Source organism: Nocardia mexicana NBRC 108244 (assembly GCF_001613165.1).
Classification (GTDB): domain Bacteria; phylum Actinomycetota; class Actinomycetes; order Mycobacteriales; family Mycobacteriaceae; genus Nocardia; species Nocardia mexicana.
Genome location: NZ_BDBV01000017.1, coordinates 1 through 11,973 on the forward strand (window position 1 = coordinate 1; position 11,973 = coordinate 11,973).

General features: G+C 66.6%; 13 protein-coding genes. 8 read left to right on the top strand and 5 right to left on the bottom strand.

Going from position 1 to position 11,973, the window contains the following annotated elements:
- Positions 1–299: 299 nt before the first annotated feature.
- The gene (locus NM1_RS05325; protein WP_211339384.1) at positions 300–1,583 is read right to left on the bottom strand and encodes a thymidine phosphorylase; all 1,284 of its coding nucleotides are present in this window, start codon (positions 1,581–1,583) and stop codon (positions 300–302) included.
- A gap of 186 nt (positions 1,584–1,769) precedes the next feature.
- Here NM1_RS05325 and NM1_RS05330 point away from each other — a divergent pair, with 186 nt between their 5' ends.
- Complete coding sequence (locus NM1_RS05330; protein WP_147288938.1) at positions 1,770–2,042, top strand: hypothetical protein; 273 nt, start codon at positions 1,770–1,772, stop codon at positions 2,040–2,042.
- A 70-nt stretch (positions 2,043–2,112) separates the two neighbouring features.
- Here NM1_RS05330 and NM1_RS05335 read toward each other — a convergent pair whose 3' ends face one another.
- Positions 2,113–2,520 (bottom strand): cytidine deaminase, encoded by a 408-nt coding sequence (locus NM1_RS05335; protein ID WP_068014689.1) that lies wholly within the window; start codon positions 2,518–2,520, stop codon positions 2,113–2,115.
- 309 nt (positions 2,521–2,829) lie between these two features.
- Between NM1_RS05335 and sdhC the strand changes: the two genes are divergently transcribed.
- The 5 genes from sdhC to NM1_RS05360 all read left to right on the top strand — a co-directional run bounded on the left by sdhC (position 2,830) and on the right by NM1_RS05360 (position 6,624).
- On the top strand, positions 2,830–3,231 hold the full coding sequence (sdhC, locus tag NM1_RS05340; RefSeq protein ID WP_084519179.1) for a succinate dehydrogenase, cytochrome b556 subunit: 402 nt from the start codon (positions 2,830–2,832) through the stop codon (positions 3,229–3,231).
- A gap of 1 nt (position 3,232) precedes the next feature.
- Positions 3,233–3,664, top strand: coding sequence for a succinate dehydrogenase hydrophobic membrane anchor subunit (locus tag NM1_RS05345; protein ID WP_068014528.1), 432 nt, complete (start codon positions 3,233–3,235; stop codon positions 3,662–3,664).
- A 34-nt stretch (positions 3,665–3,698) separates the two neighbouring features.
- Positions 3,699–5,465, top strand: a complete 1,767-nt coding sequence (gene sdhA, locus NM1_RS05350; RefSeq protein WP_068014693.1) for a succinate dehydrogenase flavoprotein subunit — start codon at positions 3,699–3,701, stop codon at positions 5,463–5,465.
- Positions 5,465–6,238: a succinate dehydrogenase iron-sulfur subunit gene (locus tag NM1_RS05355; RefSeq protein ID WP_068014530.1), complete on the top strand. Its 774-nt coding sequence runs from the start codon at positions 5,465–5,467 to the stop codon at positions 6,236–6,238. The genes sdhA and NM1_RS05355 overlap by 1 nt, the downstream gene beginning before the upstream one ends.
- Before the next feature lie 203 nt (positions 6,239–6,441).
- Positions 6,442–6,624, top strand: a complete 183-nt coding sequence (locus NM1_RS05360) for a type II toxin-antitoxin system VapB family antitoxin (RefSeq protein ID WP_068014532.1) — start codon at positions 6,442–6,444, stop codon at positions 6,622–6,624.
- A 25-nt stretch (positions 6,625–6,649) separates the two neighbouring features.
- Here the strand turns inward: NM1_RS05360 and NM1_RS41920 are convergent, their stop codons facing one another.
- Complete coding sequence (locus tag NM1_RS41920; protein WP_147288939.1) at positions 6,650–7,585, bottom strand: hypothetical protein; 936 nt, start codon at positions 7,583–7,585, stop codon at positions 6,650–6,652.
- Positions 7,586–7,839: 254 nt separating this feature from the next.
- On the opposite strand from NM1_RS41920, the gene NM1_RS05370 reads away from it, so the two are divergent.
- Both NM1_RS05370 and NM1_RS05375 read left to right on the top strand, forming a co-directional pair.
- A complete protein-coding gene (locus NM1_RS05370; protein WP_068014536.1) occupies positions 7,840–8,424 on the top strand; it encodes a DUF4396 domain-containing protein in 585 nt (194 codons plus the stop codon).
- A gap of 190 nt (positions 8,425–8,614) precedes the next feature.
- Complete coding sequence (locus NM1_RS05375) at positions 8,615–9,514, top strand: phenylalanine 4-monooxygenase (protein WP_068014538.1); 900 nt, start codon at positions 8,615–8,617, stop codon at positions 9,512–9,514.
- 52 nt (positions 9,515–9,566) lie between these two features.
- Here NM1_RS05375 and NM1_RS05380 read toward each other — a convergent pair whose 3' ends face one another.
- Positions 9,567–10,202: an acyl-CoA-like ligand-binding transcription factor gene (locus NM1_RS05380; protein ID WP_068014541.1), complete on the bottom strand. Its 636-nt coding sequence runs from the start codon at positions 10,200–10,202 to the stop codon at positions 9,567–9,569.
- The gene (locus NM1_RS05385) at positions 10,192–11,754 is read right to left on the bottom strand and encodes an MFS transporter (RefSeq protein ID WP_084519194.1); all 1,563 of its coding nucleotides are present in this window, start codon (positions 11,752–11,754) and stop codon (positions 10,192–10,194) included. Before NM1_RS05385 ends, NM1_RS05380 begins: the two co-directional genes overlap by 11 nt.
- Between the last annotated feature and the right edge of the window lie 219 nt (positions 11,755–11,973).

Below are 11,973 nucleotides of genomic sequence, written 5' to 3' on the forward strand. Positions count from 1 at the left end.
GGAACCGATGTGCGGCAGCGCTTCACGCACCCTCAGCACGTTTTACGCACCGCTGCCAGCGCTGCGCGGGGTGCGGACGCAGATGCGGAGTGCGTGCGCGGGAGCGGGGGTGCGAGGAGAGTTGGGCGCCTCGGGTGTAGGCGAGCGTCGGCAAGCTCGCCCGGCGCGGCCCCTGTGCGGGGCAATGCTTCACGCACCCATCGCGCATTCGCGCACCCGCTGCACGGGGTGCGAGGAGATGCGCGGGGTGCGAGGAGATGCGCGGGGTGCGAGGAGTTGGGGTGCCTCCAATGGGAGGGCTAGGGGGCTATGCGGTCGAGGATGGTGGGTGTGGGGTGGGAGGGGGTTGGGCCGATGGTGTAGGCGGCGGTGAGGGCGGCGAGGGACGGGGGGAAGGCGTCGGGGGTGTCGGTGTGGAGGGTTAGTAGGGGCTGGCCCGCGGTGATGGAATCGCCTGGCTTGGCGTGCATTTCGATACCGGCGCCGAATTGCACCGGGTCGCCCTGGCGGGCGCGGCCCGCGCCGAGGCGCCAGGCCGCCAGGCCGACGGCCATGGCGTCGAGGCGGGTCAGGGTGCCGGACTGTTCGGCGGTCACGGTCTCGGTGTACTTCGCGCGCGGCAGCGGAGCGTCGGGATCGCCGCCCTGCCCGGCGATCATGGCGCGCCAGTGGTCCATGGCCCGGCCGTCGGCGAGCGCGACCGCTGGGTCGACATCGTGAATCCCCGCTTGCGCCAACATTTCCCGGGCCAGTGCGACAGTCAGCTCGATGACATCGGCCGGGCCTCCACCGCTCAGCACCTCCACGGATTCGGCCACCTCCAAGGCGTTTCCGGCGGTGCGACCGAGCGGAGTATCCATCGCGGTCAGCAGCGCGACGGTACGCACGCCCGCATCGGTGCCCAATTCGACCATGGCCGTGGCCAATTCACGCGCGGAGTCGAGGTCCTTCATGAATGCGCCGCCGCCGACCTTGACGTCGAGCACCAGGGCCGCGGTCCCCTCCGCGATCTTCTTGCTCATGATCGAACTGGCGATCAGCGGAACCGATTCCACGGTCCCGGTGACGTCACGCAGCGCGTACAACCGCTTGTCGGCGGGCGCGAGATCCGCACCCGCCGCACAGACGACCGCGCCGATCTTCGGATCCGCCAGCATCTCCCGCATCCGCGGCACCGTGATATCGGCCCGCCAGCCGGGAATCGACTCCAGCTTGTCCAGCGTGCCGCCGGTGTGGCCCAGCCCGCGCCCGGACAGTTGCGGGACGGCCGCTCCGCAGGCGGCGACCAGCGGCGCCAGCGGCAGCGTGATCTTGTCCCCCACCCCGCCGGTCGAGTGCTTGTCGACGGTCGACCGCGGCAGATCGGTGAAATCCATCCGCTTGCCCGACTCGATCATCGCCCGCGTCCACCGCGCGATCTCCCGCCGCGTCATCCCCCGCAGCAGTATCGCCATCGCCAGCGCCGACATCTGCTCGTCGGCCACCTCGCCCCGGGTGAATGCGTCCACCACCCAATCGATCTGGTCGTCACCGAGTTCACCACCGTCGCGCTTGGCCGCGATCACCGACACCGCCGAATGCACACTCGCCATGCCCTAAGCCTGTCAGACGGCGGGCTCCGCCGCCCGTATCCGCGGCACGAAAGGCGTGCGCGAACAGGGACGGGGTGCGGGAACACCAATCCTCGGCCGAGTCACCGCCGACACGCGGTAGCTGCCGATGCGCTCCGGTAGCGTCGCCGTCACTGTCGGAGCGACGAAGGGGGACGCATGACCAGTCCGGATATGCAACGGCGAGTAGCCAGGATCGAGGGCCGCGTGACGGACATCGAGGTCTCGCACAGTGATTCGCTCTACGTACTGAAGAGGCACGCCATCAAGAGCGACATTGTCGAAGCACGCTTGGTCACCGGCATCAACAATGTGGGGCGTGATGTCGCCTCGATCATGCGGCACCTGGGCGTCCGGCCCATCAGATTCCAGGAGCTGGCCGTACCCACCGATACAGAGATCGACGCGGTGTTCGAAGAGGAGAACTCCTGAGGTCGCGATGCCACCGGGAGGGGATCGAAACCCTCCAAAAGTTGCCAAAACCTCGCCAGGGTGCCGAAATTCACATCTCCTGCTGCCCCGCCGCCAAATCGTCGGGCCCGAAGGCATAGGGCAGCAAACTCCCGAGAGCGACCGGACCGTCTCGATGATCCACCAGCATTTCCGCACCTCCATGCTCGTAGAGCACCTGCCGGCACCGACCGCACGGCATCAGGATCTCGCCGCGCGAATCGCACACGGCAACGGCCAGCAATCGCCCGCCGCCGGTCGCGCACAAGTTACCCACGAGTACACATTCGGCGCAGAGGCCCAGGCCGTATGAGATATTTTCCACATTGCAGCCGCTCACAATTCGACCGTCGCGGGTGAGAGCGGCCGCGCCGACCGGAAACCGCGAGTAGGGTGCATACGCATTCTGCATAACTCGAGATGCATTGCCTCGCAACACATTCCAGTCAATTTCCGGCATATCGGACCTCCGCTCGAACGAGTCGAACATGACCGTAGGAAAGGCACTACGGGCCCGTCAATTCATCAGGCAAGGCAAACCTAACTAATTGGAATGCGACCAAACGCACGCCACGCCGAATTAGTTCCGCGAATCGCCGGGGATTAGAGTTCCCCTCAGATCGGTTCAGGTTCCCGGCGGCGGGCCGGCCACCGCCTCCGGGGTGTCGGCTAAGGGTACGAGCTGGTGTTTTCCAGATCCAATGGCTCGATTGCCCGTGCGCCGAAACCGCGACCGGGTCCATCAACGACGTTGGAGGCACCGCACTCTATGACCGCCACACTGGAAGCTCCGGCACAGCCGAAGCGGAAGACGCTGTACCGCGGCGACCCGGGCATGTGGTCCTGGGCGCTGCACCGAATCACCGGCGTCACGATCTTCTTCTTCCTGTTCGTCCACGTGCTCGACACCGCACTGGTGCGAGTCAGCCCGGACACCTACGACCAGGCGATCGAGACCTACAAGAACCCGCTCGTGGCCCTGATGGAAATGGGCCTCGTGGTGTGCGTGCTGTTCCACGCGCTCAACGGCATCCGCGTGATCCTGGTCGACTTCTGGTCGAAGGGCCCGCGCTACCAGCGCCAGATGCTATGGATCGTGCTGGCGATCTGGATCGTGGTCGCGGGCGCCGGCGTTGGCCGCCAGTTCTTCTACCTGTTTACGGAGCACTGATATGACCGCGCCTGTTCTCGGTAAATCCCACGACATCCCGGCCAGCCTCGCCGCCCCGAATGCGCCGCGGCGCACCATGGGCAACAACTTCGAGAAGTACGCCTGGCTGTTCATGCGCTTCTCCGGCCTGCTGCTGGTCGTGCTGGTGCTCGGCCACATGTTCATCATGCTGATGATCGACGGCGGCGTGCAGCGGCTGAACTTCGCCTTCGTCGCGGGCCGCTGGGCGAGCCCGTTCTGGCAGCTCTGGGACCTGACCATGCTGTGGCTGGCCCAGCTGCACGGCGGCAACGGCCTGCGCACGGTCATCGACGACTACGCCCGCAAGGACTCGACCCGGTTCTGGCTCAAGACCCTGCTGGTCATCTCGATGATCCTGATCATGGGCGTGGGCAGCTACGTCATCTTCACCTTCGACCCCAACATCAGTTAGGAAAAGGTCGCCAACAATGAGTGAATCCCGACCGATTCAGGAGCACCGGTACGACGTCGTGATCGTCGGCGCCGGTGGTGCGGGGATGCGCGCGGCGATCGAGGCCGGTCCCCGGGCCCGCACGGCCGTGCTGACCAAGCTGTACCCGACTCGCAGCCACACCGGCGCGGCCCAGGGCGGCATGTGCGCCGCGCTGGCCAACGTCGAAGAGGACAACTGGGAGTGGCACACCTTCGACACCGTCAAGGGTGGTGACTACCTGGTCGACCAGGACGCCGCGGAGATCATGGCCAAGGAGGCCATCGATGCCGTGCTCGACCTGGAGAAGATGGGCCTGCCGTTCAACCGCACGCCCGAGGGCAAGATCGACCAGCGCCGCTTCGGCGGCCACACCCGCGATCACGGCAAGGCCCCGGTCCGCCGCGCGTGCTACGCCGCCGACCGCACCGGCCACATGATCCTGCAGACGCTGTACCAGAACTGCGTCAAGCACAACGTGGAGTTCTACAACGAGTTCTACGTGCTCGACCTGGTGATGACCGATACCGAACGCGGCCCGGTCGCCACCGGCGTGGTCGCCTACGAGCTGGCCACCGGCGAACTGCACGTGTTCCACGCCAAGGCGATCATCTTCGCCACCGGCGGTTCCGGCCGCATGTACAAGACCACCTCCAACGCGCACACGCTGACCGGCGACGGCATGGCGATCGTGTTCCGCAAGGGACTTCCCTTGGAGGACATGGAGTTCCACCAGTTCCACCCGACGGGCCTCGCGGGGCTGGGCATCCTGATCTCCGAGGCGGTCCGCGGCGAGGGCGGCATCCTGCGCAACTCCGACGGCGAGCGGTTCATGGAGCGCTACGCCCCCACCATCAAGGACTTGGCGCCGCGCGACATCGTGGCCCGCTCGATGGTCAAGGAGGTCCTGGAGGGCCGCGGCGGCGGTCCGAACAAGGACTACGTCTTCATCGACGTGACCCACCTCGGCGAGGACGTGCTCGAGGAGAAGCTGCCCGACATCACCGAGTTCTCCCGCACCTATCTGGGCGTCGACCCGGTCAAGGAGCCGGTGCCGGTCATGCCGACCTGCCACTACGTGATGGGCGGCATCCCGACCCGGATCCGCGGCGAGGTGCTGCGCAACAACACCGACGTCGTCCCCGGCCTGTACGCCGCCGGTGAGTGCGCGTGCGTGTCGGTGCACGGCTCGAACCGCCTGGGCACCAACTCGCTGCTGGACATCAACGTGTTCGGCCGCCGCTCGGGCATCGCCGCCGCCGAGTACGCGCAGCGCGCCGAGTTCGTGGATATGCCGGAAGCGCCAGCCGACTACGTGCAGGGCTGGCTGGCGAACCTGCTGTCGGACCACGGCAACGAGCGCGTCGCCGACATCCGCACCGACCTGCAGGCCACCATGGACGCCAACGCCGCGGTGTTCCGCACCGAGGAGACGCTCAAGACGGCGCTCACCGACATCCACGCGCTCAAGGAGCGCTACGAGCACATCACCGTGCAGGACAAGGGCCGCCGCTTCAACAGCGACCTGCTCGAGGCCGTGGAGCTGGGCTTCCTGCTGGAGCTGGCCGAGGTCACCGTGGTGGGCGCGCTCAACCGCAAGGAGTCGCGCGGCGGCCACGCCCGCGAGGACTACCCGGACCGCGACGACACCAACTTCATGCGCCACACCATGGCGTACAAGGACGTCGAGCCCGGTGAGCACGCGAAGCTGATCGCCGACATCCGCCTGGATTTCAAGCCGGTCGTGCAGACCCGCTACGAGCCGATGGAGCGTAAGTACTGATGACCGCTGTGGCAGAAGCCCCCTCAACGCAGAAGCCGGCCCCCGTTCCCGACGGGTCGACCATGGTCACCGTCAAGGTGGCGCGGTTCAACCCGGAGGACGACAAAGGCGCGCACTGGGATTCGTTCCAGGTGCCGGTGCTGCCGACCGACCGCTTCCTGAACGTGCTCATCTACATCAAGTCCTACCTGGACGGCACGCTCACCTTCCGGCGGTCCTGCGCGCACGGCGTCTGCGGTTCCGACGCCATGCGCATCAACGGCGTCAACCGGCTGGCGTGCAAGGTGCTGATGCGCGACATGCTGCCGAAGAACGGCAAGACCCTCACCGTCACCGTCGAGCCCATCCGCGGCCTGCCCGTGGAGAAGGACCTCGTGGTGAACATGGAGCCGTTCTTCGACGCGTTCCGCGCGGTGAAGCCGTACCTGATCACCCACGGCAACGAGCCCACCCGCGAGCGCATCCAGAGCCAGGCCGACCGCGCCCGGTTCGACGACACCACCAAGTGCATCCTGTGCGCCTGCTGCACCACCTCGTGCCCGGTGTACTGGAACGACGGCAGCTACTTCGGCCCGGCCGCGATCGTGAACGCGCACCGCTTCATCTTCGACAGCCGCGACGAGGCCGCCCGCGACCGCCTCGACATCCTCAACGACGTCGAGGGCGTGTGGCGCTGCCGCACCACCTTCAACTGCACCGACGCCTGCCCCCGCGGCATCGAGGTCACCAAGGCCATCCAGGAGGTCAAGCGCGCCCTGCTGTTCGCGCGCTGAGGACAACCCCCAGGCCAAACCCGAAGGCCGCCTTCCTCTTCCCGAGGAAGGCGGCCTTCGCCGTGCGTGGCAGCCTCACCCGTCACGACACGGACAACGACACGCACACAAGGGCTTCCGGATCGATCCGAAGTACGTGCCGCGCCGAATACTTCGATGTTCGAGCCCGATTTCTCCCGAAACAGCAACGGTCCGGGGGCCTGATGAAGACCACGATCAACTTGAACGATGCTGCCCTGGCCTTGGCCGCACAGCATTTCGGAACGATCTCGGTGACCGACACAGTGAACGCCGCCCTGGTATACGTCGCCGAACGCCGCCGCCGCATCGACCGCCTCGCCGCCGACCGCCCCGGCTACGGCTCCGAATTCACCCGCTCCTGGTGAACCGAACCGATCGATAGCGGCGAGATCATCCGGCAATACCCGGGCGGATCGCATCCGGACCCGCCACGAGCTGCTCGATCCGCTTGATCAGGTCACCGGCGAGGACCGAGATGAGGATGAAGACGGCATACAGCTTCACCGTCTGAACCCCCGCAACCCACAGCCAGCCGCCCCGCCGATGCGGCCGCAGGTCGCCGGAAGCGACGGTCCAGATCCCACACTGCGCTACGGCCCAGGCAGCAACGAACACGATCGTCGTCGCATAGTTGAACAGATCATCCGGCTTGCGGTTCTGCCATACCGCAACACCCACCAGCACCAGCCCGATCAGCACGAGCAGCAGCGTGAGTCTGGTCGCCCAGATCACCTGTACCAGCCGATCGGATACCCCTACGCGCGCCGACGAGCTCGCCGCACGAGTGAAGATCGCGCGCAATCTCCCTCCGCCCGCTTCGCCGAGTTGCGCGAGGAGCTTGCTCACGTCGTCTCGCCGCTCGTTCCACCATGTCGATGCGAAACGGGCGACCTCCCGAGGTGGCCGGGCGAAGCCGCGGTAGTACAGCAGGCCGCGGACCTGAGAGCGATGCCGAAGAAAGCCCCGTCCGTGGATATCGTCCCGCTCGACAACTCGACCGCCGCGCTGAAACTTCTGCCAGCGCAACAGTTTACGCACCTCACGGCCTGAGCGCTTGATCCTGCCGGGCCGGTGAAGATGGCATCGCTGCCACTCCCCGAACGAGAGATTTCGACATGGATGGCCGGTGGTTGTGTGGGGGTAGTCGCAACGGACGGGCCAGGCGGTGCCACGCGACCACCAGACCATCGCGGCAAGCACCGCGGCGATCAGCGGAAGCACGAGGGCAAAGGTCAGCGGCCACGGAATTGCCCACGGGCTCGCGACATCGAGCCACTTACCGAAAACCCCCAACAGGCGCCTGAGGTGGTTCAGAACCTCGCCCATGTCGCGATCTTACGGATCCGACGGTGCACCCGTGCGCCGAACGGCGATTTCAACTCGCGTCCCGCACGCTCAATCACGTATCTGCGCAAGATATTTGGCCTCAGCTCGGTCGACCTCGAGCCGGGGGTTCGATTCAGAGTCAGCTGCACTCACGGGCAAGGTTCATCACGCGGCGTCCGATCCGGTCGCGAAATCCACATCCACGCCGATCTCGAACACTTGACACTATACCCCCCTAGGGTATTCTGTTCGTTATGCAGAATGAGCACTCGGGACACGGCGATCATGAGCGGCACGGGATTGCGGGACAGCATGCCCATGGTGGGCAACGCCACGGCACCGATCCGCATGCGGGGCACTCCATGACCGACCATTCGGCGCACGGCGGACCCATGCCGACCAGTTGGAAGATGGCGGCGCAGGCAACGCTGCACTGTTTGACGGGGTGTGCCATCGGTGAGGTGCTCGGCATGGTGATCGGCACGGCGCTGGGCTGGGGGAATGCGCAGACGATGGTGCTGGCGATCGTGCTGGCCTTCGCGTTCGGTTACGCGTTCACCATGCGCGGGGTGCTGCGGGCCGGGCTGACCCTCGGTGCCGCGTTCACCACCGCACTGGCCGCCGATACGGTGTCGATCACCGTCATGGAGATCATCGACAACGCCGTCATTCTCATCGTCCCGGGCGCCATGGACGCCCACCTCGACACCGTGCTGTTCTGGGCCACCCTCGCGTTCGCGTTCGCCATCGCCTTCGTGGTCACCACCCCCGTGAACAAGTGGCTGATCGGCCGCGGCAAGGGCCATGCGGTGGTCCACTCGCTGCACGGCCACCACTGACGCGCCGCACGACCACCGGTCTGCCGTTACCCGAGCCGCGAACCCGCCCCGCCGAAACCCGCCTCGCCGAACAGTCGGCGAGGCGGGTCTTTTGCTGCCGACCCGGCCGATGACCGAAAATACCTAGTCAATTTGTGTAGCTGGCTGGATGTTTGTTGTCGGATCAGCGCAGCGGTGCTTGCCTGGAGGCATGTTCAACGAAGCTCAGCTGTACTCCCCGGTGACCACCGGGACCGACGGTGACGTGACGGTGCACCTGAGCGACGAGCATCCCGGTGTGAACGACCCGGACTACCGGGCCCGCCGCAATGCGATCGCCGCCCAGGCGCTGGCGTACCGGCCCGGGGAACCGACACCGCGCATCGAATACACCGACGAGGAGCAGGAGGTCTGGCGGATCGTCTCCGCCGAGCTGGCGCGCAAGCACCGCACCTACGCCTCGCACGAGGTGCTGGAGGGGGAACAGCGCCTGGACCTGCCCGCCGATCGAATTCCGCAACTCGACGAGGTCTCGGCAAAGCTGGTGCCGCTCAGCGGATTCCGCTATGTCCCGGCCGCCGGGCTGGTACCGCTGCGGGAGTTCTTCGGATCGTTCGCCGATCGAATCTTCCACTCCACCCAGTACATCCGGCATCATTCCGCGCCGTTGTACACCCCCGAACCCGATGCGATCCACGAGGTCATCGGGCACGCGAACCAATTGGCGAGCCCACGGTTCGCCGCCATCTACGCCGAGGTCGGCGCCGCGGTCGCGCGGCTGGAGACCGACACCGCGCTGAAATTCCTGGCCGATGTCTTCTGGTTCTCGATGGAGTTCGGCGTGGTCCGCGAGAACGATGAAATCCGCTGCTACGGAGCCGGATTGCTGTCGTCGTTCGGCGAGATCGAGGAGTTCCGGCACGCCGAACTCCGCCCACTGAACATCGTCGAGATGGGCACGCGCACCTACGACATCACCCACTACCAGCCCGTATTGTATTGCGCGGACTCGGTTTCCGAGATCGAGGACGTGGTGGGCGGGTTCTTCTCGACCATGACCGACGAGACGGTCGCCCCGCACCTCGGCGGGACGACCGTCGATCAAGGGTGAATCGAGCACGGCCGCCTCGCCGAACCGACTGAGTTAGTCGGCGAAACCGCTGTCACTCAATGGTTTCCGGTTTCTCCAATGGCGGGAGCGGCATGCCGTCGGCCAGGAAGTCGATGACCCGCATGATGGTCTCCCGGTCGAACGGATCCCGATCGAGCAGGGCGGCCAGGGCGGCGCCGGTCAGGGCGCCCGCGAATGCCCGCACCTCGATATCGTCGGGCGAGCGGCCGGTCCGGGCGGCGGTCATCTCCGAGACCAGCTGCACATTGCGCTCGAGTTCGCGGGCGAGCGCGCCGCGCAGCTCGGGCACGGAGCGAATCAACGCCGTTCGCTGCTGTTCGAAGGCGAAGTCCTCGTCGCTCAGGGAGGAGAAGGTCTCCAGGGTGGCGTCGCGAAACGCCTCCAGGATCGACAGTTCCTTGGGCTGCCGCTCCAGTGCCTCGATCATCACCGGGTCCACGTCGTCGGCGAGCACCAGCTCTTCTTTCGAGGGGAAGTAGCGGAAGAACGTGCTCGGCGAGACCTCCGCGGCGTCGGCGATCTGTTCCACGGTCGTCTCGTTGTAGCCGTGTTCGCGGAACAGCCGGAACGCCTCGGTGCGGATGGTGCGGCGGGTGCGCTCCTTCTTCCGCTCGCGCAGGCCCGCCCGCGGAGGCGCCTCCGCTACTGCCTTCGAATCAGCCGACATGCCCAGATTCTCCCGCACCGGCCGCCTCCGGTGTGCCCGGCATCGCCGTGCGGGTGACGATCGCCGCGAGCAGGGCGGCGACCAGGCAGATCGCGGCGCACACCCACAGCATCGCCCCCATGCCGCTCACGAACGCCGACTGCACATGTCCGAGCATCTGCGCATCGCCCAGCTTGTGTGCCACCGCGACACCGGCGTTCACCCCGTCGGATACCGGCTCGACGTCGTATCCGCCCAGCTCGGAGCGGTACTGTGTGGCCAGCACCGTGCCCAGGACCGCGACACCGATGGTGCCGCCGGCCTGCCGCAGCGCCTGCATGAGCGCCGATCCGGACCCGGACCGCTCCGGCGTGAGCTCCCCCATCGCCATGCCCATCGCCGCGGGCATCACGAAACCCATGCCCGCGCCGAGCACCGTGATCCAGGCGGCCGTGTACCCGTAGCCGCTGTCCGCCGAGGTCAGAGCGCCCAGCCCCAGTCCGATCGCCAGCACCGTGAAGCCCGCGGTGAGCACCACCCGCAGACCCAGCTTGGACAGCAGTTTGTCCGCGATCCGGGTGCCGACGACCAGCCCACCGATCAGCGGCAGCAGCCGCAGCCCGCTGCCCAGCGAGTCCGCGCCGAGCACCGCCTGGAAGTACTGCGGCACCGTGAAGAACATCCCGAACATGGCGAACTGCACCAGGATGGAATAGCCGGTGCCCCAACGGAATCCGTGGGCCGCGAACAGTCCCAGATCGACCAGCGGATGCCTGACCCGCCGCTGCCACAGCACGAAGGCGACGAGTACCACCACCCCGGCCGCGACGCTCGCCCAGGCGATGCCGTCACCCCAGTCGCGCTCCCCGAATCGGATGAAACCGTAGGTGAGCGCGAGCATTCCGCCCGCCGACAGCACCACGCCGAGCAGATCGATGCGGAATCGGTTGTCGCTGCGGGATTCCGGCACCAGGGCGGAGACCGCGATCAGCCCGACGATCACCAGCGGCACGTTGAGCAGGAACACCGAACCCCACCAGTAGTGCTGCAGCAGCCAGCCGCCGACGATCGGCCCGAGCGGCAGGCCGATCGCCGTCGAGGTGACCCAGATCGTCAGCGCCCGTTGCCGTTCCGCCTGGCCGGGGAACATCGCGGGCAGCACGGACATCGACAGCGGCATCATCGCCGCGGCCGCGATACCGAGCACCGACCGTGCGGCGATGAGCTGCCCGGACGACGTCGCCAGCGCACACCACAGCGATGCGGCGCCGAACAGCGCGAGCGCGCCGAGCAGGAACTTCTTGCGGCCGTAGCGATCTCCGAGGGCGCCCGCCGGGAGCATGAACCCGGCCAGCGCCAACGTGTACGCGGTCGTGAACCATTGCAGCGCCGCGGTATTCGCGTTCAGATCGACCGCCATCGTCGGCAGCGCCACCACCAGCACCGTCGTGTCCAGGCCGATGGTCAGCATCGCGAAACCGAGGGCCGCAAGGGCCAGCCAGCGCGACCTGCCGCCGCCCGCACCTGTCGCGGTGGTCTCGGCCGTCCCGACCTCACCCGCTCGATTCACCATCCGAATCCCCTCCCACTCCCACATTCCCGGCGCGTTCCACGCACACCATCCCGGCGCGATCCACGCACACATTCCCGGCGTGCTTTTGGCCGGGATCGACCAGTGGATTCCGGCCAAAAGCACGCCGGAAAAGCAAGCGGGCCGTCCCCGCTTGTGCTCGTTTTCATGACATGTCCACTCATTTGGTTGCTACTCGTTTTTGATAGTAGCTCTCATTTT